Here is a 19,416-nt window from a genome sequence, read left to right as displayed (position 1 = left end):
ATTGCCCGACGGGAATTGGGTTCAGCGCGCTGGGCGGAAATGCTTGGACAGCTTCAGGCCTTGCGCCTGGTAGTTGGAGCCGAGATCGGTGCCGTAGAGTGCCTGCGGCCGCTTCAGCATATGCTCGTAGACCAGCCGGCCGACGATCTGGCCATGGTCGAGGATGAACGGCACTTCGTGGCTGCGCACTTCGAGCACTGCGCGACTGCCGGTGCCGCCGGACGCCGAATGGCCGAAACCCGGATCGAAGAAGCCGGCATAGTGGACGCGGAACTCGCCGACCAGCGGATCGAACGGCGTCATCTCGGCGGCGTAGAGCGGCGGCACATGCACCGCTTCCTGGCTGACGAGGATGTAGAATTCATCGGGATCGAGCACCAGTTCGCCGGCGCCGCTCTTGTGGATCGGCTCCCAGAAATCGACGACCTCTTGTGCCGCGCGCTTGTCGACATCGACGAGACCGGTGTGATGCTTGCCGCGATAGCCGACCAGGCCGTTCTGATCGCCGTTAAGATCGATCGACAGCGCGATGCCGCCGCCGGAAATGTTCGGCGGCTCGGTTGCGACCAGCATCTCGGCGCGATGCAGGTCATGCAGCTCGGCTTCCGAGAGCAGTGCATTGCCGGTGCGGAAACGGATCTGGGACAGACGCGAACCGGTGCGCACGACGATCGGAAAGGTGCGCGGGCTGACCTCGAGATAGAGCGGGCCGTGATAGCCGGCGGCGATCTTGTCGAACTCGTGTCCGCGATCGGTCATGACGCGGGTGAAGATGTCGAGCCGCCCGGTGGAACTCTTCGGATTGGCCGAGGCCGAAATGTCCGCCGGCAATGCCAGGCTTTCAAGCAAGGGCACGATATACACGCAGCCGGTCTCCAGCACCGCCCCCTCTGCAAGATTGATCTCGTGCAGCTGCAACCGGTCGAGCTTTTCCGAAACCTTGTGGTTGGGACCCGGCAGGAACGAGGCCCGCACCCGCCAGGCCTTGTCGCCGAGGCGCAGATCCAGGCTCGCCGGCTGGATCTGATCGGCATCGAACGCGCGCGCCGACTTCAGCGCGCCGGACCGGAACAGCGCCGAAATGTCCTGATCGGGAAGAATGCCTGTCTGCCGCAAGGCTCCACTCCTAGGCCAGGCGATTCTTGGGGCCAGGCGATTTTCTGTTCGCAGGTTCTTGCCGCAAAACCGTGGAACACTGCTGCGGAACCTGCTTGGTACAAACCTCTTAATCAAGCCGGCAATTGACGCAAGCGTGGCGCGGGTCTAAAGGGTCGTTATCCCGTGGTGATTTGGCCGGTCGGCTTGCAGCCACGTTAAACAAGTCGCTAAAGGACCGTCGGGCCGCAAGGCCGTATGGACCGGTTGCGACTTTCGCGGCCGGTTTTTTTGTGTCTGGAACAAAAGCGATGAGCACCAAGAAGCGTAACTGGAAGCCTCAAACGACACTCGTGCATAGCGGAACCCTGCGTTCCGGTTTCGGCGAAACCTCCGAGGCGATGTACCTCACCCAGGGCTATGTCTACGAAACTGCGCAGGCCGCCGAAGCCCGCTTCAAGGGCGAGGAGCCGGGGTTCATCTACTCGCGCTACGCCAACCCGACCGTCGACATGTTCGAAAAACGCATGTGCGCGCTCGAAGGCGCCGAGGACGCGCGCGCCACCGCATCCGGCATGGCCGCGGTGACGGCCTCGCTGTTGTGCAGCGCCAGGGCCGGCGATCATATCGTGGCAGCACGCGCGCTGTTCGGCTCCTGCCGCTGGGTGGTCGAGACGCTGGCGCCGAAATATGGCATCGAGGCGACGCTGGTCGACGGCACCGACATCGCCAACTGGGAAAAGGCGGTCAAGCCGAACACCAAGCTGTTCTTCCTGGAAAGCCCGACCAACCCGACGCTGGAAGTGGTCGACATCGCCGCGGTTGCCGCGCTTGCCAATTCGATCGGTGCGCGGCTGATCGTCGACAATGTCTTTGCCACACCCCTGCAGCAGAAGCCGCTGCAGCTCGGTGCGCACATCGTCGTCTACTCGGCGACCAAGCATATTGACGGCCAGGGCCGCTGTCTCGGCGGCGTCATCCTGTCGGACAAGAAGTGGATCGACGAGAACCTGCACGACTATTTCCGCCACACCGGCCCCAGCCTGTCGCCGTTCAATGCCTGGACGCTGCTGAAAGGGCTGGAGACGCTGCCGGTGCGCGTGCGCCAGCAGACGGAAAGCGCCAGCAGGATCGCGGATTTCCTGGCCGAGCGGCCCGAAATCGTCCGCGTCATCTATCCCGGCCGCGCCGACCACCCGCAGGCGGCCATCGTCAAGAAGCAGATGTCGGGCGGCTCGACGCTGATCTGCCTGGACGTCAAGGGAGGCAAGCAGGCGGCCTTCGCCTTGCAGAACGCGCTCGACATCGTACTGATCTCCAACAATCTCGGCGATGCCAAGAGCCTGATCACCCATCCGGCGACGACGACGCACAAGAATCTGAGCGACGAAGCGCGTGCCGAACTCGGCATCGGGCCGGGCACGCTCAGGCTGTCGGTCGGCCTGGAGGATACCGACGATCTTCTGGAAGACATCGAACAGGCGCTGAAGTCGGCCAAGTAAAAGGCCTTTGGCCATCAGGCGCCGGACGGCGTCTCTTCCAACTCGGCCGCCTTGGTGCCGATGGTCATCGCGTTGCCGCGCCAGTCGACGGCGCCACCCAGCCAGCCGCGCGCCCACATCGCCGGCAGGATCAGGTCGCGCATCATGATCGCCGCGACCATGCGCGACGACAGGTACCAGCCTTTGGACCAGGCCAGGGCGCATTCAGGAAGGTAGAAGGCCGCCAGCACGGCAATGGCGGTTGCCCAGAGGCTGACGCCCGCGCTTGCCGCCGCCAACAGCGCGAGTGCCAGCGGCACCACTGCCCCGGTCAGGATTTCGGGTGCGAAAAACCATGGGAAAGTGACGCGGCGCAGGCGCGCCCAACGGGCCTGACGCGACCAGATCTCGTCAAAGGTGCGCCGGCCGAGCGGTTGCTCGAAGGGCGCGGCGACGAGATTGACGCGCAGGCCAAGGCCATTGACCAGCTTGGTCGCGGCAGCGTCCTCGGCGATCTCGGCGGCGAGCGCACGGATGCCACCACTGGCGTCGAGCATCGGCTTGTTCCAGAGCATGCTCTTGCCCTGGGCAAAGCCGAGGCCAAGCGCCTCGCCGGCATATTGCCAGCGCGCTTGCAGCGTGTTGAGGAAAGCGCATTCGACCTCGGCCCAGAAGCCAGCGGGCCGCGAGCCTATCGGCGTCGAGCAGACAAGGCCGGTGTCGGGCCGCCATGCAGCCATCAGGTGCTGCACGTAGTCTCTCGGCATCAACACGTTGGAATCGGCCAGGACAACCCAATCGTGGCGCGCTGCCTCCCAACCCTTGACGCAATTGTTGAGTTTCGGATTGGCGCTGATGCGGTCGTCGCCGATCAGCAGCCGCGCCGGCACCTTGGGAGAACGGGCGATGGCGGCACGGATCAGCCTGACCACCGGATCGTCCGCATGGGCGACGCAAAAGACCAGTTCATAGCGAGGCCAGTCGAGCGAGAGGGCGCGCTCCAGCGTCTCCTGCGTGAACGGCTCGACGCCACGCGATGGCACGATAATCGACACCGGCAGCGGCTTGCCGGCCGGCGGCGCGATGGTGCGGTGGCGCTTCAGACGCGAAGCGGCGAGCAGGATGCTGGCGAGGTTTGAAAGGATGAGAGCGATCGAAAGCGAGGCGGCTATGAGGGTGAGTTCCATCGAGACCTGGCCACTCCAGAAAAGACGGCCCGCGTGATGGCCGTTTTCAACAGTTCGACAGAGCGCCGAGTCGCCCGCTTCGTGCACACCACCATTGTCATGTGTCACTTAAATGACATTCTTTGTCGGCACCTGCCTTTCAGGCCGGGCGCGACAAGACGCGCACGTTGACCTGCTCGCCCGGAGCGAGGACAGTTCGACTTGGATTGTTTTGGAGCCGCTTATGTACCGCGCCGTGACGCGCAACATCGAAGTGCAGGTCAGGCCGTTCTATCTGGAGGACCGTTCGGACCCGTCGGAGAACCGCTATGTCTGGGGCTATCAGATAACGATCGACAACCAGTCGGATGAGTTCGTGCAGCTGTTGTCGCGCTATTGGCACATCACCGACGGCACCGGACGGGTCGAGGAGGTGCGCGGTGCCGGCGTCGTCGGCGACCAGCCCGAACTCAATCCCGGCGACAGCTATCAATACACGTCCGGTTGCCCGCTTTCGACACCGTCCGGCATCATGGTCGGGCACTACACGATGCGCAACAAGCGGGGCGAGACGTTCGACATCGCCATCCCCGCCTTCTCGCTGGATCTGCCGGGGACGCGAAGGACGGTGAATTAGCTTCGCCTCACCGGCCGCCAAGCAGCCGGTGAGGCTCGTTCTCTACTGGGCCGCCGCAAATTCCGCCGGATCGAAGTCATATTGCTTCGAGCAGAATTCGCAGGCGACGTGGATGCCGCCGTCTTCGGTGCTGTCCTTGATCTCCTGCGCCGAGAAGCCCTCGAGGATGCCACGGATCTTGTCCCTCGAGCATGAGCACTGGTCGGCGACCGGTACGCCGCCGAAGACGCGCACGCCATGCTCGTGGAACAGCCTGTACAGCAGCCGCTCGGCGCCGATCGTCGGGTCGATCAGTTCGGTCGGCTCGATGGTGCCGAGCAATGCCAGCAGCTCCTGCCAGGAATTGTCGGCCGGATCGTGGATCTCCTCGCGCGGATCGCCATCGCCGCCCGGCAGGTCCGGAACGCGCATGCGCTCGGGCGACTGCGGCAGGAACTGCGCCAGGATGCCACCGGCACGCCACTGCTCGCGAGCGCCGCCGACGCCAGGCGTCAGCAGCTTGGCCACCGAAAGCCTGATATCGGTCGGAATCTGCTCCGACTGGCGGAAATAGGTGCGGGCCGCGTCTTCCAGCGTTTCGCCATCGAGCTGGACGATACCCTGATAGCGCTGCGTGTGAGCACCCTGGTCGATGGTCAGCGCCAGCACGCCGCTGCCGAGCAGCGTCTGCTGAGACGTTTCGCCGGCCGCGACCAGCGCCTCCAGCCGGTCTGCATCGAAGCGGGCATAGGCGCGCAGTGCCGAGGGCGTGGAAAAATCCGCCACCAGCATGTCGACCGGCCCGTCGGTGCGGGTCTGCAGGATGAACTTGCCCTCGAACTTCAGCGAGGTGCCGAGCAGCACCGTCAGCACGCAGGCTTCCGCCAGCAGGCGGGCGACCGGTTCGGGATAGTCGTGACGGCTGAGGATGGCGTCGAGCATCGGCCCGAGCTGGACGGTACGGCCGCGCACATCGAGCGGGCCGACCTCGAAGGGCACGACGTGATCGTCGCCGGCGTAGCCGAATTCGCCGAGTTTGGGGTGATGTTCAGTCACTTGATAGGTTTCCAACATGACAATGCTCCAGGGCGCGGCCATGCCGCCCTGGAGGGCGCATGCTTCGAAACGCGCTTGATTTGCGTGATGCGGCGCAAATAGGCATCACACCCCCAGAGATCAAGCGCCGAGACACCAGGCGAGCACGGCCTTCTGGGCATGGAGGCGGTTCTCGGCCTCGTCGAAGACCACCGAATGCGGCCCGTCAATGACCTCGTCGGTCACTTCCTCGCCGCGGTGCGCCGGCAGGCAGTGCATGAACAGCGCCTCCGGCTTGGCCTTCGCCATCAGCTTGGCATTGACCTGGTAGGGCGAGAACACGTTGTGGCCGCGGGCGCGATGCTCCTGGCCCATCGACACCCAGCAATCGGTGACGACGCAGTCGGCCTGGTCGACGGCTTCCTCGGGCGAGCGGGTGAAGTGCAGCTTGCCACCATGCGCCTGCGACCAGTCGATATGCTTCTGTTCCGGCTCGCTGCCTTCGGGCACGGCGACGTTGAGGTTGAAGCGGAACCGCGCCGAGGCCTCGAGCAGCGAATGCAGCACATTGTTGCCGTCGCCGGTCCAGGCGATGGTCTTGCCGGCAACCGGACCGCGATGCTCCTCGAAGGTCATGATATCGGCCATCAGCTGGCAGGGATGGGTGTCGTCGGTCAGTCCATTGATGACCGGAACGGTGGCATTCTCGGTCAGTTCGAGCAGCCGCTCATGCGAGGTGGTGCGGATCATGATCGCGTCGACGTAGCGCGACAGCACCTTGGCGGTGTCGGCAATGGTCTCGGAGCGGCCGAGCTGCATCTCGGTGCCGGTCAGCATGATGGTTTCGCCGCCGAGCTGGCGCATGCCGACGTCGAAGGACACGCGGGTGCGCGTCGAGGGCTTGTCGAAGATCATCGCCAGCACCTTGCCTTCGAGCGGCCTGGTGCGCTCGCCAGCCTTGAGGCGAGCCTTTCGCACCACCGCATCATCAAGCATGAAGCGCAGATCGCCTTCGGAAACGGCGGAAAGATCGGTGAAATGGCGAACTGACATCAGCAATGGTTCCGGGATTACTTCGCGGCGGCGGCGGCGATCGCCTCCGCCAGGCCCTTGGCGCCGGCGCGGATGCGGCTGAGCGCGTCGTGGATCTCGGCATCGGTGACGGTGAGCGGCGGCAACAGGCGAATGACGTTGTCGCCGGCCGGAACCGCCAGCAGGTGCTGGTCGCGCAATGCCATGTTCACCTTGGTGTTGGGCATGGCGCACTTGAGACCGAGCATCAGCCCGGTGCCCCTGATGTCCTCGATGACCTCGGGAAACTCGTCGGCGACCGCCGCCAGCCCCTGCTTCATCAGCAGCGCCTTGCGCTGGACATCTTCGAGGAAGCCGTCTTCCAGCACCACGTCGAGCACCGCGTTGCCAACCGCCATGGCCAGCGGGTTGCCGCCGAAAGTGGTGCCATGGACGCCGGACGTCATGCCAATGGCCGCTTCATCGGTGGCAAGGCAGGCGCCCATCGGGAAGCCGCCGCCAATGCCCTTGGCGATCGCCATGATGTCGGGGGTGACGCCGGACCATTCATGCGCGAACAGCTTGCCGGTTCGGCCGATGCCGCACTGGACCTCGTCGTAGATCAGCAGCAGGCCGTGCTGTTCGCACAACTGCCTGAGCCGCCTCAGCGATTGCGTCGGCACCGGGCGGATGCCGCCCTCGCCCTGTACCGGTTCGATCAGGATCGCCGCGGTCTCTGGCGTGATCGCTTTTTCGGCCGCGTCGATGTCATCGAAGCCGACCTGGTCGAAGCCCTCGACCTTGGGGCCAAACCCTTCAAGGTACTTGTACTGACCGCCGGCCGCGATGGTCGCCAGCGTGCGGCCATGGAAGGCCCCCTCGAAGGTGATGACGCGGAAGCGTTCGGGATGTCCCTTGACGAAATGGTAGCGCCGCGCCGTCTTGATCGCGCATTCCAGCGCTTCGGCGCCGGAATTGGTGAAGAACACCTTGTCGGCGAAGGTGGCGTCCACCAGCCGCTCGCCGAGCCGGGTTTGCCCCGGAATCTCGTAGAGATTGGAGACATGCCAAAGCTTCGCGGCTTGCTCGGTCAGTGCTGAGACCAGGTGCGGATGGCTGTGACCCAGCGAATTGACGGCGATGCCGCCGGCGAAATCGAGATATCGCTCGCCCTTGTCGGTAACCAGCCAGGTGCCTTCCCCATGGTCGAAGGCCAGGGGTGCGCGAGCAAAGGTCTCGTAAAGCGCCGAACCGCTCATTATATGCGTCTCCGGTACCGGAAAATCAAAAAAGCCGCCAAAGCGGCGGCCTGTGCGGCTTATCGTGTTTTTCGGCCATGAAGTCAACGAAAACGTCGCGTAGTGCCCCGCGGCAAGCCCTCCGACGCAACGCCGGCTCACGAGCGACCGGGCAAGTTGGGGAAAACCTAAAAAACCGATTCGTGTTGCACTTGGGACTCTTGTCACCGAGTCAGCGCATAGAGTAGTTGTAGTCAAGAAATAACTAGATTTCGTGCGGCGGACCTAATCACCAGATATATGTGGTGTCTGCCCCGGCAAATGTTGCCGGGCCGGGAGTGGATTCCGATTGCCGCACGCTTAGCAGGAGCGGTCTCATGAACTGGACTGACGAGCGGGTAGAACTTCTCAGAAAACTGTGGTCCGAGGGTCTGAGCGCAAGCCAGATTGCTGCGCAGCTTGGTGGGGTCAGCCGCAATGCGGTCATTGGAAAGGTGCACCGGCTGAAACTGTCGGGCCGCGGGCGGTCGACCGCCACGCCGGCACGCCAGAAGAAGGCGGCGCAGGGATCGACGGTTCAGAAATCGGTGTCGCGCGCCGCAAGCACGGTCCGTCATGTCACGACATCGATCGGCGCAACGGCATTGCAGACGCAGTTCGACGCCGAACCTGTGGCACGCCACTATATCCGCCCGGTCGAGAATGTCGTGGTGCCGATCTCACGGCATCTGCAGCTCGTCGAGCTGACCGAGCGGACCTGCAAATGGCCGAACGGCGATCCGCTTTCGGAGGACTTCAATTTCTGCGGCAACGAAGCCGCCGAAACCGGCCCCTACTGCAAGTACCACGCCCGCGTGGCGTTCCAGCCGGCATCGGAGCGGCGGCGGAGTCGATAACAGAGAAGGGAATAGGGGAGTAAGGCAATACGGCAGTAGGCGTGCGGAAAGTCGCGCTTGCGAAATGTCATCCTACTGCCCTACTGCCCTACTGCCCTACTGCCCTCTTCTTCACAGCCAGCCATTCTTGCGAAAGCGCCAGTAGAGAAACGAGCAGATCAGCGCGATCGTGGCCAGCACCACCGGGTAGCCATATTCCATCTTCAATTCCGGCATGTCGCTGAAATTCATGCCGTAAATACCGGCGAATGCCGTCGGCACCGCCAAGATGGCGGCCCAGGAGGCTAGCTTCTTGGAGATCGCCGTTTCCTGGCTCTGGCCGACCAGAAGGCTGGCCTCGAAAGCAAACGCCAGCACCTCGCGCAGACTGTCGATCTTTTCCTGCACGGTGCGGATATGGTCGGTCACGTCACGAAACAGCGGATGCATGGCCGTGTGGATCTGTGGCAGGTCGGCACTGGTTAGTCGGCGGCAGACTTCGACAAGCGGAAGTGCCGCATTGCGCAGACGCAAAAGATCGCGGCGCAGCATATAGAGCCGCTCGATGTCGGGACCTGTCATCGGCTTCAGCAGGACCCTGTCCTCGATCAGTTCGACCTCGTCCTCGATCTGCTCGAGCACGGGCATGTAGTTGTCGACGATGAAATCGAGAATGGCGTAGAGGACGAAATCCTCGCCCTTGGCCAGCGAATGCGGGCAGCTTTCCCAATGCTGACGCACGGCGGCATAGGATGTGGACGGGCCATGCCTGACGCTGACGATGTAGCCGCTGCCGACGAACAAATGGGTCTCGCCGAAGGTGACCCGGCCGTCGATCAGCTGCGCGGTGCGGGCGACGATGAACAAGGCGTCGCCATATTGCTCGATCTTCGGCCGCTGGTGCGGGTGCTCGGCGTCCTCGATCGCCAGTTCATGCAGGTGAAACTGCGCCTGGACGCGAAGCAGCAGGTTGCGGTCGGGCTCGAGCAGGCCAATCCAGACGACATGACCGGTTTTTTTTGCCCATTCGCCGGCCTCCTCGATGGGAATGTCGGCGATGCGACGCCCAGCCGTGTAGACGCCGGAAGCGATAATGCCGGAGGTCGGCGCAGGCGCCGGAGTCAGGTTCCGAACATTTTCCATCACAACCTCCCGAAGCAAATCCACGGACGAGGATACAGGAAAGCCTGGAAAGTCTAGCGCAATTCGGATGATGGTTCGAGAGTGCGACCGTTCAATTAACCGGAGGCATCGCGGAAAGGCTGATCTTGTCGGTCTTGTCGCCCTTCGGCCGCTCGGCCGGCATCTGCTCGCCGGTGACGATGTAGTAGATGGTCTCGGCGATGTTGGTGGCGTGATCGCCGATGCGCTCGATGTTCTTGGCGCAAAACAGCAGATGTGTGCACGGCGTGATGTTGCGCGGATCTTCCATCATGTAGGTCAGCAATTCGCGGAACAGCGACGTGTACATGGCGTCGATCTGGTCGTCGCGGTCGCGCACGAAGCCGATCTTGTCGACCGAGCGCGATGCGTAGACGTCGAGCACTTCCTTGAGCTGGGTCAGCGCCAGATTGGCCAGGGCTTCGAGGCCGCGAAACAGGCTGGTCGGCTGGCGTCCGTCGGTGACGGCGCCCACCCGCTTGGCAACGTTCTTGCCGAGGTCGCCGACCCGTTCGAGGTCGGCGGAAATGCGGATGGCGCCGACGATCTCGCGCAGGTCCGTCGCCATCGGCTGGCGCTTGGCGATGATGATGATCGCCTTGTCGTCGATTTCGCGTTGCCCTTCATCGAGCACTGCATCGTCGCGGATGACCTTCTGGGCGAGGCCGGGGTCGGCATTGACGAGGGCGGCAACCGCCTGTTCGACCATACGCTCGGCATGGCCGCCCATCGCCGCGATGCGCTTCGACAGATATTTCAGCTCCTCGTCATAGGCGCTCATGATATGCACGGACTGCATGGCGAAATGCCTTCCCACGGGTGTCTTGTTTTGAGTCGTTTCCTCGAATCCCCGCTGATACGCTAGCCGGATGACAGAAAAAAGAAACGGTCCCGTGGAAAACTAGGGCAGTATCAGTGCGTCGGCAAATGAACCGAGAAGGCAGCGCCCTTGCCGAACTCGGACTTGATCGAAAGCCGGCCATTGTGGCGTGTCAGGATATGCTTGACGATCGACAGACCGAGGCCGGTTCCCTTCTGAGTGCGGCTGGTCTCGACATCGACGCGATAGAAGCGCTCGGTGATGCGCGGAATGTGTTCCTCGGGAATGCCGGGGCCAAAGTCCCTGATGGTCACGTCGATGCCTGGCTCCGAGCCGGGATCGCCGCGCGCGATCGACACCACCACGCGGCCGCCCGACTGCCCGTACTTGCAGGCGTTTTCCAGGAGGTTCTCGAAAACCTGGAAGAGCTCGTCGCGATCCCCCGGCACGTCAAGCGGGCCGTCGGCGTAATCCCGTTCGACGACAACGCTGTTTTCCCTGGCCAGCGGTCCGAGCGAATCGATGACGCTGTCGACCGTCTCGCGCAGGTCGACCTCGGTTCCCGGCTTCAGATAGGGCTTCATCTCGAGCCGCGACAGCGACAACAAATCATCGATCAGGCGCGCCATGCGCCCGGTCTGGCTCTGCATGATCTGCAGGAACTGGTCGCGCGCCGCCGGGTCGTTGCGGGCCGGTCCGCGCAGCGTTTCGATAAAGCCGGAGATCGAGGCGAGCGGCGTGCGCAGTTCGTGGCTGGCATTGGCTATGAAATCGGCGCGCATGCGGTCGATCCTGCGCGCTTCGCTCTGGTCCTTGAACACCAGCACATAAAGATCGGTGCCGTGGCCGACCGAGGAGGCACTCACCCGGTAAGCCCGTTCGACCGGCAGCTTCTCCGTATAGTCGACGACGTCAGAGGCGACATCGCCCGACAGCACGCCGTCCAGCAGAGCCTGCATTTCCGGCGCCCGGAATTTCAACGACAGCGACAGACCGGGCGCGATCCCGCCGAAGGCGGCGAAAGCGGCGGCATTGGCGTGGACGATGGTGGCGGTCCGGTCGAAGATGATCAGCGGATCGGCGACGGCTGCCGCAAGGTATTCGCCGGAGAGCCGTTGCAGGCCGATTGCCTCGATCGCCGCGGCACTCTCGGCCGATTGGCGCGTGCCGGTGACCGGCAGCATTGCCGCTGCAAGCAGCAGCGCCAGCGCCGCAAAGACGACAAAGCCGGATATGGCGGCCAAGGCATATACAGCGAGAACCGCGACGACACCGGCGATCAGCAGCCAGCGGCTGCTCCACAGCCGGACCGCCAGGCCTCGCGCCATGCCACTCTGCTCTGCGTCCAGGTCAGCCATTCGCTCGCGCGCCCGCACCCTTGCCTCGCACCCGGTCGACCGGCGACGGAAACTTCCGCGCGACTGGTCTAACGCATGACCCAGAAAATCGGAATCGATTTTCTGAAAGGATCATGCGCAAAATCAAAAGTGCTGTAGTGGCTCCCAATAGCATGAGTCCGGAAGCAGAAAAGGGTTCGTCTCGATGAAAAAAGCCAAGGAAACTCCCGCCGTGCCGACTTCGGGTCCGCTGAAGATCAGGATCGGCGGCAAGGAGCGGGAGTTCGATATTGAAAATCCCGTACTTCCCGACTGGGTCGAGGACAACAAGCTGACCGCCGGCGGTTACCCCTACGACAAGAAGATGAAAAGCGAGGAGTATGACGACACACTCGAGAAATTGCAGATCGAGCTGGTCAAGGCGCAGGCGTGGCTGCAGTCGACCGGAAAACGGGTGATGGCGCTGTTCGAGGGCCGCGACGCCGCCGGCAAGGGCGGCACGATCTTCGTGCTGCGCCAGTACCTGAACCCTCGTACCGCGCGCAACGTGGCGCTGACCAAGCCGACCCCGACAGAGCAGGGGCAGTGGTACTTCCAGCGCTATGTCGACCATTTTCCGACATCGGGTGAGTTCCTCACCTTCGACCGCTCCTGGTACAACCGCGCCGGCGTCGAGCCGGTGATGGGTTTTTGTACGCCGCAGCAGCACGAGCAGTTTCTCGACGAGACACCGCATTTCGAACGGATGATCGCCAATGAGGGCATCCACTTCTTCAAATTCTGGCTGAACATCGGGCAGGAGACGCAGCTCGAGCGCTTTCACGATCGCCGCTTCAGCCCGCTGAAAAGCTGGAAGTTTTCACCGATCGACGTTGCCGGCATCACCAAGTGGGACGACTACACCAAGGTCCGAGACACCATGTTCGAGCGCACCCACAAAGAATTCGCGCCGTGGATCATCATACGGGCCAATGACAAGCGGCGCGCGCGGCTCGGGGTCATTCGGCGCATCCTCCTATCGCTGCCCTATGACGGGCGCGATCTCGACATCATCGGCAAGGAAGACAAGAAGATCGTTGGCGAAGGGCCGTCGTTTCTGGGAAAGCAAGACTGACGTCTTTTGCGCCGCGCAGCCAGAGGCCGCGCGGCGCGTTCGTCATCGGCGCCTTTCGGTCGGACCGTTCAAGCCACCAGCCGGGCTATGCGCTGCAATCGCCGCAGCGTGGTGTCGTCCTGCAGCGCCTGCTGGAAAAGCGAAATCTCCTGATCGATACGGTCGCACAGCGCGCCGGTGTTGCCCTTGAGCAGGCCGCGCGTCTGCAGCAAGGCGGCGACCGGCTTCTTGACAAGTTGTCTCGCCCGGCCGAGGGCCGCGTCCTCGACGCTGCCGCCCGGCACGATCTCGGCGACGAGGCCGAGCGCCCTGGCATCCTCGGCGCGAAGTGTGTCGCCGAGGCAGAAGAAGCGGAAAGCACCGGCATAGCCGAGTTTCTGCGGCGCCAGGATGCTGGTCGCGGCATCCGGGACCAGGCCGAAATCGACGAACGGCACCCGGAACGTGCTTTGATCGGACGCGATCACCATGTCGCAATGGAACAGGATCGTGCAGCCGACGCCGACGGCATCGCCATCGACGCAGGCAAGGATGGGTTTGGGGAACGTCGCCAGCGTGCGAAACAGATCGGTGACGGCGGCGATCAGTTTCTGGTGCTTGGTGGCGTCGAGGAACTCGGAGAAATCGCCGCCGAGGCAGAAGCAGCCTGACAGGCCGCGCAGCACGACGACGCGCACCTCCTCATTGTCGGCGGCTTCATGGAAGGTCTTTGCCAGGCTTTCATAGGCTCTTCTGTCCAGCACCGGCCGGCCGTCATTCGACGATACGGTGACAATTAGCGTGTGGTTGCGGAGTTCTGGTTGCGGATGGGGGCTCATGACTGTCTCCGATTTCACGACGCACGCCTTTGACCGAGCATGTCGGGGTATCCCCTGGTCAGCACGGGAGCAAAATGATTGCGGCGCGAACGCACCACATCGAGCGTGTGCTCGTTGAACGTAAGCAAGGTGGCTACGACCTGCTGGTTGCCATAGGTGCGCTGATAACCCAGCGGGGTCGCCAGGAAATGCAGTTGCAATGCACGCAGCACCCACATCGGCTCGAACTCGATGATCACCTGGTTGACGTTGCGCTTCAGTCCCCACTCGACGAAGCCAGCGATCAGCTCGGTGCCGACGGTTGACACGCCGCGACGGCCATCGCGGTAACCTGGAGCGACCGCATAGCGGGTCAACTCGTAGATGTTGGGTCCGGAGGGCGGCGTTCCTTCAAAGAGGTCGGTCAGCACCTCGGTCAGCAGATGTCCCCGCGTCGTCGGCAAAAGCCTCTGGTAGCCCGCGACTTCACTGCCCCTTATGACGATTTGATGGACGGCCTCGTCATGATCGAACTGGTCGCATTCGAGCCCGTCGGGGCGCCTGAGGTCCTCCCATCCCATCTCCTCGACGAATATCTTGTAGCGCAAGCGATGGACCGCCTCCCAAAGGTCCGGGCGTTCCATCAATTCTTGGGTTGTGAGAGAAAAAAGCATTCCGTCATCTCCTGGTTTCAGAGGAAGATACGGCCGTGCTTCGATGAGAAAATTGCGTGATCGCGTAGGCTAGAATTGCTAGGCCGGCACGGCCGACCTAACTAATGTAGCCCCGCCTTATCGCTTCGGCGACCGCCTGAACCCGGTTGACGGCACCAAGTTTGCTTTTGGCGTTAAGAAGATGTTTCTCCGAGGTATGTTCGGAGATGCCGAGGATTTGCGATATCTCCCACTCGGACTTGCCGACGGCGGCCCATTGCAGGCATTCGCGTTCGCGCGGCGTCAGTACGATGTGATCGATGGTGTTGCTCGCCATCGTGTGGAGCTGCATGGCGCGGCCGACCGCATAGGTCGACACCAGCGACACCAGGCCGAAATCGGCCGCCGACAATTCGACTGCCTCGCCGCCCAGCGACACCATGACGATCTGACCGTCGAGCGTGATCAGCGGGAAGGCCAGTCCGTCGCGCAACTTGAACGCGCCGGCATCGCCCATCACTTCGCCGCTGCTTTTGTCGATGCGGGCGCCCTGTGAGGCTTCGCGCCACTGGAACGGCGCCTGCAGCTGTTTCATGTGGCTGACGACCGGGTCGTGATCGACATAGTTGCGCGCCACATAGCGCTCCAGCCATTCAACAGGCCAGTCGCACAGAAGCACATGCTGCTTTTGCTGGCCGCTTGGCGTGCCCGGCTGCGGCACGGTTCCCGCCATCAGAGCGGTGAGCCCGAAATCCGACGTTACACCCAGCAACGTTTCGCAGACTGCCGCCGCCGTTCCGGCGTGCTGCAGTTGGTCTATGAATTCCAGCGTGCGATCGAACTGACCCATCGCAACATCAACCCTATGTTGCCTCATGCATTGCGACCAATGATGCGTGCTTCGTTTGCACTTCACCACCGACCACGGATTGCAAACCGCATGTTTCCGGTCGTGGTTCTCACCTTGGTCCCCCAACCAAGGCAGCCACTGCTATTTGCAAACTCCCTAAAGCATATCCTGAAATTGACGCGTTGAAATCAAAAAGCATTGTACCTTTGTCATTTTCGTACCAAAACCTGCCAACACGACTGCGGCGGAGTCTTATCGTGGCGTTCCAGTGGAGGTCTTTGGCTCTTGCGTCGCTGCTGATCGCAGCGCTGTCGGTCGCCGGTACCGCGCGCGCCGCTGAGCCGCAGGTGCCGGTGCTGTGGGATGCAAAGGAGCGGCTGCCGAAACCGGACCTTTCGGCACTGCCCCGGCTGCGCTTCCTGACGACCACGGATTTTCCACCCTTCAATTTCCTTGACGGCTCGGGAAAACTGTCCGGTTTCCATATCGATCTGGCGCGCGCCATCTGCGCCGAGCTGGGTATTGTCGACAAATGCCAGATCCAGGCCCTGCCCTGGGCAGAGCTCGAAGGCGCGCTGCAGAAAGGCGAGGGCGAAGCGATCATCGCCGGCATCGCCGCAACGGCCGAATCGCGCTCGACCTATGCCTTCTCACGCTCTTACCTGCAGTTCCCGGCCCGCTTCGTCACGCAGAAGAGCAAGGATCTAACCGACCCGGTCTTTGACAAATTGCGCGGCAAGCGTGTCGGCGTGCTCGCCGGCTCGGCGCATGAGCGCATGCTGCGCGACTATTTCAACACCGTTCAGATCGTCCCCTTCGACAGGCCGGAAGATCTCTATGCCGATCTCAAGGCCGGCAAGCTCGACGCCGCCTTCGGCGACGGCATGCGGCTGGCCTTCTGGCTGGGCGGATCGGATGCGGCCGGCTGCTGCCGCTTTGCCGGCGGACCGTATCTAGCGCCCGAATACCTGGGTTCTGGCATGGCCATCGCCACCAGGGCGGACGATCCAGCACTGGCCGCCGCGTTCGACTACGCGCTGCAGGAGATCTCGATGAAAGGCACGTTCGCCGAATTCTATCTGCGCTATTTCCCGGTCAGCTTTTTCTAGGCCCCGAAAGGCAGCGCCCTAAGTCAGGGTGCGCAGCCTCGCCTTGGCGGCACGACCGATGGCGGCGACCGTCAAGGTGTCGAGGTCAAGCTGACGCCGGATGAGCTGCAGCACCCGGACTTCCTCCATGCGCATTTCGAGATCGACGGCGGCCACCTCGAAGGCGGCGGCATAGGCGGTGTCGCGCAAGCGCTCGGGCAGCGCCTCGGCAACCCGCGCAAGAACGCCTTCTAGGCCGTCCTTTTCATTCAGCATCTTCTGGCAAGCCTGGGCGACGCCGACCAGCCGGTCGTGGTTGAAATCCTCAAACACCGGCCACGAACGGACGACGTCGCCGATCCGGGCCAGCTCGACATCGGTCATGTCGCGATCGGAAGCCGAGGTGATGACCATCAGGTAGATCAGCGCTTCATGCGGCGTCGGCAACGGCATTCTGTGCTCCTTGAATGGGCTCCGAAGGTAGGAAAGCGGTATCGGCACCGCAAGGAAAAAGCGCTGCACGCGTTGACGCTCCGGCCACGCACGCCTAGAGACCGGTTGAAAACCCCTGCTTCGGGCAACACCGGCGATTTATTTGGAAAACTGTGACATGGCGGGATCAAACATCTTCGATCTCAATCCCGAGCTGCTGGCGGCCGCGACCGAGAGCAAGGCATGGCCGTTCGAGGAAGCCAAGAAGATCATCGGACGCTACAAAGGCACCGACTTTCCTGAAACCATCCTGTTCGAGACCGGGTACGGACCCTCCGGCCTGCCGCATATCGGCACGTTCGGCGAGGTGGCGCGCACGACGATGGTGCGGCACGCCTTCCGCGTCCTGACGCAGGACAAGGTTGCGACCAAGCTGCTGTGCTTTTCCGACGACATGGACGGCATGCGCAAAATCCCCGACAACGTGCCGGATCGCGCAGCGCTGGAGCCACATTTGCACAAGCCGCTGTCGTCGGTGCCCAATCCGTTCGGCGACGATTATGCGAGCTTTGCCGATCACAACAACGCGATGCTTTGCCGCTTCCTGGACACGTTCGGCTTCGACTACGAGTTCGCCAGCGCGACGCAATATTACAAGTCGGGCCGCTTCGACGCGATGCTGCTGCGCGCCGCAGAACGCTATGACCAGATCATGGCGGTGATGCTGCCGACGCTCGGCTCCGAACGGCAGGCCACCTACAGCCCGTTCCTGCCGATTTCGCCGAAAAGTGGCCGCGTGCTTTACGTGCCGATGAAGCATGTAGACGCCAAGGCCGGCACCATTACCTTCGACGATGAAGGCACCGAGACCACTCTTTCGATCACCGGCGGCAGGGTGAAGCTGCAATGGAAGCCGGATTTCGGCATGCGCTGGGCAGCGCTCGGCGTCGATTTCGAAATGTTCGGCAAGGACCACCAGACCAATGCGGTGGTCTATGACCGCATCTGCAACATCCTGGGTGGGCGTGCTCCAGAGCATTTCGTCTATGAGCTGTTCCTCGACGAAAACGGCCAGAAGATCTCGAAGTCGAAGGGCAACGGGCTGACCATCGACGAGTGGCTGACCTATGCGCCGACCGAGAGCCTCGGGCTCTATATGTACCAGCGGCCGCGGCAGGCCAAGAAGCTGTATTTCGATGTCATCCCGAGAGCAGTGGACGAGTATTACACCTTCCTTGCGGCTTACCCGCGGCAGGACTGGAAGGAGCGGCTGGGCAACCCGGTCTGGCATATGCATGACGGCAACCCGCCGGCCATCGACATGCCGGTGCCGTTCTCGCTGCTGCTCAACCTGGTCAGCGCTTCCAACGCGCAGAACAAGGATGTGCTGTGGGGCTTCATTTCGCGTCATACCGCGGGGGTGACGCCTAAGACGCATCCCGAGCTCGACCAGCTGGTCGGCCATGCGATCCGCTATTTCGACGATTTCGTGAAGCCGACGAAGACCTTCCGCCCCGCCGACGAGGTCGAGCGCGCGGCGCTGGCAGCCCTCGACACGGCGCTTGGCGCGCTGCCGACGGACGCCAACGGCGAAGCGATCCAGAACGCTTCGCTCAATGTCGCACGTAGGATCGAACGCTATCAGGATCACTCCAAGCAGAGCCCGGAAGGTGGCCCCGGCGTGTCGGGCGCCTTCTTCCAGATGATCTACCAGGTGCTGATCGGCCAGGAGCGCGGCCCGCGCTTCGGCTCGTTCGCCGCGCTCTATGGCATTGCCGAGACGCGGGCGCTCATTGAGCGGGCGCTGGCTGGTCAGCTGGCTTGAGAACGCCGTCGACCTCTTCCAGGATCGAGCTCGGCGCCTGAGGCGCAGGGCTTGGTGCGGCCGGCATCGCCGGCATGTCGGAAAGGTTCGGCGCCGATCCGAAAATGCCCTTCTTGGCCGTGCGCGCCTTGTCGCCGGCCTCGACATAGGGTCCACCTTTGGCGGCCCGAGCCCAGCCGTTTTCGACCAGCCATTGACCGACATCCTGCTTGCCGATCCGGCATTCGGCGGCGATCAGGTCGCGACCGCCCTCGGGCGGCACGGTGCAGACCACCGCGCGGCCGCGCAGGAAGGCGCGGAACGCCGTTCGCGCCCGGATACCGCACGGCCAGGCTTTGCCGTCATCGCTGCAGGTCTCGTCATGCCTGACGATGTCGATGCCCGACACCGCGACCGAATAGCCCTTGGCCTCGATCAGGCCGGCGGCCTGCGCGACCGGCTGGAACAGCTTTGTCCCGTTCCAGTCGTCGGGCATTTTCGGCCTGGGCGGCACGGCCAGCGCCAGCTTGCTCAACGGCTCGCGCGGCTCGACACGCTCAAGCCCCTCGGCGGGCAGTTCCGGTGGTACGATAATTTCAGGATCGATCGCCCTCGAATGTGACGCCGGCTTTGGCGGCTGCGGAGCGGTTATGGCGGATGTCGCCGGCTCTGCGAGCACGGTCTCGGCGCCCTCCTGCGAGATCGTGTCGGCGCCCGGATCGACCTGATCCACCGTGACTACGCCTGCACTTCCCTTCAGCGTGCGACCGCCAGCGACGACCATTGCCGCCATCGCCGGGACCATCAGAACCGCCAGGACAAGATGAGGGAGCCGCACCAGCC

General features: G+C 63.0%; 19 protein-coding genes and 1 riboswitch. Of the genes, 6 read left to right on the top strand and 13 right to left on the bottom strand.

Annotated elements, in window-relative coordinates:
- Window positions 1-21 precede the first annotated feature (21 nt).
- On the bottom strand, window positions 22-1,116 hold the full coding sequence (locus AC1D08_RS04390; RefSeq protein WP_457152064.1) for a 2'-deoxycytidine 5'-triphosphate deaminase: 1,095 nt from the start codon (window positions 1,114-1,116) through the stop codon (window positions 22-24).
- Window positions 1,117-1,271: 155 nt separating this feature from the next.
- Window positions 1,272-1,349: riboswitch (SAM riboswitch) on the top strand.
- Window positions 1,350-1,406: 57 nt separating this feature from the next.
- Between AC1D08_RS04390 and AC1D08_RS04385 the strand changes: the two genes are divergently transcribed.
- Window positions 1,407-2,597 carry an O-succinylhomoserine sulfhydrylase gene (locus tag AC1D08_RS04385; RefSeq protein ID WP_457152063.1) on the top strand — a complete coding sequence of 397 codons (1,191 nt, stop codon included), beginning with the start codon at window positions 1,407-1,409 and terminating at the stop codon, window positions 2,595-2,597.
- A gap of 14 nt (window positions 2,598-2,611) precedes the next feature.
- Here AC1D08_RS04385 and AC1D08_RS04380 read toward each other — a convergent pair whose 3' ends face one another.
- On the bottom strand, window positions 2,612-3,763 hold the full coding sequence (locus AC1D08_RS04380) for a ceramide glucosyltransferase (RefSeq protein WP_457152062.1): 1,152 nt from the start codon (window positions 3,761-3,763) through the stop codon (window positions 2,612-2,614).
- A 223-nt stretch (window positions 3,764-3,986) separates the two neighbouring features.
- Between AC1D08_RS04380 and apaG the strand changes: the two genes are divergently transcribed.
- Window positions 3,987-4,379, top strand: coding sequence for a Co2+/Mg2+ efflux protein ApaG (gene apaG / locus AC1D08_RS04375; RefSeq protein WP_091579771.1), 393 nt, complete (start codon window positions 3,987-3,989; stop codon window positions 4,377-4,379).
- A 42-nt stretch (window positions 4,380-4,421) separates the two neighbouring features.
- Here apaG and AC1D08_RS04370 read toward each other — a convergent pair whose 3' ends face one another.
- The 3 genes from AC1D08_RS04370 to AC1D08_RS04360 all read right to left on the bottom strand — a co-directional run bounded on the left by AC1D08_RS04370 (window position 4,422) and on the right by AC1D08_RS04360 (window position 7,663).
- Window positions 4,422-5,456: an Hsp33 family molecular chaperone gene (locus AC1D08_RS04370; protein ID WP_457152061.1), complete on the bottom strand. Its 1,035-nt coding sequence runs from the start codon at window positions 5,454-5,456 to the stop codon at window positions 4,422-4,424.
- Window positions 5,457-5,534: 78 nt separating this feature from the next.
- Window positions 5,535-6,446: an ornithine carbamoyltransferase gene (gene argF / locus AC1D08_RS04365; protein WP_457152060.1), complete on the bottom strand. Its 912-nt coding sequence runs from the start codon at window positions 6,444-6,446 to the stop codon at window positions 5,535-5,537.
- Between the two features lie 17 nt (window positions 6,447-6,463).
- Window positions 6,464-7,663 (bottom strand): aspartate aminotransferase family protein, encoded by a 1,200-nt coding sequence (locus AC1D08_RS04360; RefSeq protein ID WP_457152059.1) that lies wholly within the window; start codon window positions 7,661-7,663, stop codon window positions 6,464-6,466.
- Between the two features lie 356 nt (window positions 7,664-8,019).
- Here AC1D08_RS04360 and AC1D08_RS04355 point away from each other — a divergent pair, with 356 nt between their 5' ends.
- The gene (locus AC1D08_RS04355) at window positions 8,020-8,538 is read left to right on the top strand and encodes a GcrA family cell cycle regulator (RefSeq protein WP_457152058.1); all 519 of its coding nucleotides are present in this window, start codon (window positions 8,020-8,022) and stop codon (window positions 8,536-8,538) included.
- 111 nt (window positions 8,539-8,649) lie between these two features.
- On the opposite strand, the gene AC1D08_RS04350 is transcribed toward AC1D08_RS04355, so the two are convergent.
- The 3 genes from AC1D08_RS04350 to AC1D08_RS04340 form a co-directional block, all read right to left on the bottom strand.
- Window positions 8,650-9,660, bottom strand: coding sequence for a magnesium and cobalt transport protein CorA (locus tag AC1D08_RS04350; RefSeq protein WP_477422589.1), 1,011 nt, complete (start codon window positions 9,658-9,660; stop codon window positions 8,650-8,652).
- 91 nt (window positions 9,661-9,751) lie between these two features.
- Entirely contained in the window at window positions 9,752-10,477 is a 726-nt protein-coding gene (gene phoU / locus AC1D08_RS04345; RefSeq protein WP_457151620.1) for a phosphate signaling complex protein PhoU, read from the bottom strand.
- 113 nt (window positions 10,478-10,590) lie between these two features.
- Window positions 10,591-11,856 (bottom strand): sensor histidine kinase, encoded by a 1,266-nt coding sequence (locus AC1D08_RS04340; protein ID WP_457151619.1) that lies wholly within the window; start codon window positions 11,854-11,856, stop codon window positions 10,591-10,593.
- Window positions 11,857-12,040: 184 nt separating this feature from the next.
- Here AC1D08_RS04340 and ppk2 point away from each other — a divergent pair, with 184 nt between their 5' ends.
- The gene (gene ppk2, locus AC1D08_RS04335; protein ID WP_457151618.1) at window positions 12,041-12,949 is read left to right on the top strand and encodes a polyphosphate kinase 2; all 909 of its coding nucleotides are present in this window, start codon (window positions 12,041-12,043) and stop codon (window positions 12,947-12,949) included.
- Window positions 12,950-13,017: 68 nt separating this feature from the next.
- On the opposite strand, the gene AC1D08_RS04330 is transcribed toward ppk2, so the two are convergent.
- The 3 genes from AC1D08_RS04330 to AC1D08_RS04320 all read right to left on the bottom strand — a co-directional run bounded on the left by AC1D08_RS04330 (window position 13,018) and on the right by AC1D08_RS04320 (window position 15,249).
- Window positions 13,018-13,767 carry an enoyl-CoA hydratase-related protein gene (locus AC1D08_RS04330; protein WP_457151617.1) on the bottom strand — a complete coding sequence of 250 codons (750 nt, stop codon included), beginning with the start codon at window positions 13,765-13,767 and terminating at the stop codon, window positions 13,018-13,020.
- Window positions 13,768-13,781: 14 nt separating this feature from the next.
- On the bottom strand, window positions 13,782-14,420 hold the full coding sequence (locus AC1D08_RS04325; protein ID WP_095082315.1) for an acyl-homoserine-lactone synthase: 639 nt from the start codon (window positions 14,418-14,420) through the stop codon (window positions 13,782-13,784).
- 97 nt (window positions 14,421-14,517) lie between these two features.
- Window positions 14,518-15,249, bottom strand: a complete 732-nt coding sequence (locus AC1D08_RS04320) for a helix-turn-helix transcriptional regulator (RefSeq protein WP_095082317.1) — start codon at window positions 15,247-15,249, stop codon at window positions 14,518-14,520.
- A 257-nt stretch (window positions 15,250-15,506) separates the two neighbouring features.
- Between AC1D08_RS04320 and AC1D08_RS04315 the strand changes: the two genes are divergently transcribed.
- The gene (locus AC1D08_RS04315) at window positions 15,507-16,358 is read left to right on the top strand and encodes a transporter substrate-binding domain-containing protein (RefSeq protein ID WP_457151616.1); all 852 of its coding nucleotides are present in this window, start codon (window positions 15,507-15,509) and stop codon (window positions 16,356-16,358) included.
- Window positions 16,359-16,376: 18 nt separating this feature from the next.
- Here AC1D08_RS04315 and AC1D08_RS04310 read toward each other — a convergent pair whose 3' ends face one another.
- Window positions 16,377-16,790 carry a tellurite resistance TerB family protein gene (locus tag AC1D08_RS04310; RefSeq protein ID WP_167392009.1) on the bottom strand — a complete coding sequence of 138 codons (414 nt, stop codon included), beginning with the start codon at window positions 16,788-16,790 and terminating at the stop codon, window positions 16,377-16,379.
- A 157-nt stretch (window positions 16,791-16,947) separates the two neighbouring features.
- Between AC1D08_RS04310 and AC1D08_RS04305 the strand changes: the two genes are divergently transcribed.
- Window positions 16,948-18,594 (top strand): lysine--tRNA ligase, encoded by a 1,647-nt coding sequence (locus tag AC1D08_RS04305; RefSeq protein WP_477422587.1) that lies wholly within the window; start codon window positions 16,948-16,950, stop codon window positions 18,592-18,594.
- Here AC1D08_RS04305 and AC1D08_RS04300 read toward each other — a convergent pair.
- Window positions 18,560-19,411 (bottom strand): thermonuclease family protein, encoded by an 852-nt coding sequence (locus AC1D08_RS04300; RefSeq protein WP_457151614.1) that lies wholly within the window; start codon window positions 19,409-19,411, stop codon window positions 18,560-18,562. The two genes, AC1D08_RS04305 and AC1D08_RS04300, sit on opposite strands and share 35 nt — an antisense overlap.
- Window positions 19,412-19,416: the final 5 nt, after the last annotated feature.

The sequence above is a fragment of the Mesorhizobium sp. P2_E6 genome, from assembly GCF_056403835.1.
Note: the sequence above shows the minus strand (reverse complement) of the source record. Positions and strands in the feature narration are given on the sequence as shown.